Here is a 639-nt window from a genome sequence, read left to right as displayed (position 1 = left end):
GGTGACTGGTTCACTGGTTAATAGGTGCCAGCTTAAGCCGTTCTTAGCGTTTCCTCGCTCTGTACAGCCGACATAGTAAACTGGGAGGGAGTGTCCTTTCTTATTGTAAGGCGCTTTGAGTGTCACTGGCGCATAGGTGATATCCAGTGTTGCGCTTCGGGCTTTTCTTCCTCCTTTTTGTGCAATGTGGATGTGTTTGGTGCCTGCACTCATCAGCTCGCTTGCAAACGCATAGAGCTTATCCTCACCTTCTTCAATATGACGACTTTGCATCGAGCGTACGACGAATCGTTGCTGCTCGGTTAGTTTATACTGCAAGTATTCGTAGATGTCCGCTTCGCGGTCACACACCGATATCACGTTCGCCATTTGTCCTTGCAGCCGCTCTGCCATCGCTCGTGACGCTGACTCCCACTTGTAACTTTCTTTTTCTTCGTAAGAAGTCGTCGCGTGTTTTTCTCTTTTTCCAATCGTGTTGATATCACGACTCCAGCGAGACTGTTCAATTAATCCCACAACTTGCTTTGTGTCTGGCGCAAACAGTAATACGCTATGAGCTAACAAGCCTCGTTGTTTTGCTCCTCGTCCGACATGACCCAAATCATCTCGAATGGAGGAATGTTTATAAATTAGTGTGGT

General features: G+C 47.4%; 1 protein-coding gene. It reads right to left on the bottom strand.

The window, feature by feature from the left end; all coding sequences use genetic code 11:
• The coding region (locus tag I6E83_RS14680) for an IS4 family transposase (RefSeq protein WP_197102989.1) at window positions 1–639 on the bottom strand (639 nt) is incomplete at both ends.

The organism is Psychrobacter sp. SZ93C1, from assembly GCF_015864635.1.
Classification (GTDB): domain Bacteria; phylum Pseudomonadota; class Gammaproteobacteria; order Pseudomonadales; family Moraxellaceae; genus Psychrobacter; species Psychrobacter fozii.
The sequence above is the reverse complement of the archived record's forward strand: the minus strand, read 5'-3'. Positions and strand labels throughout refer to the sequence as shown.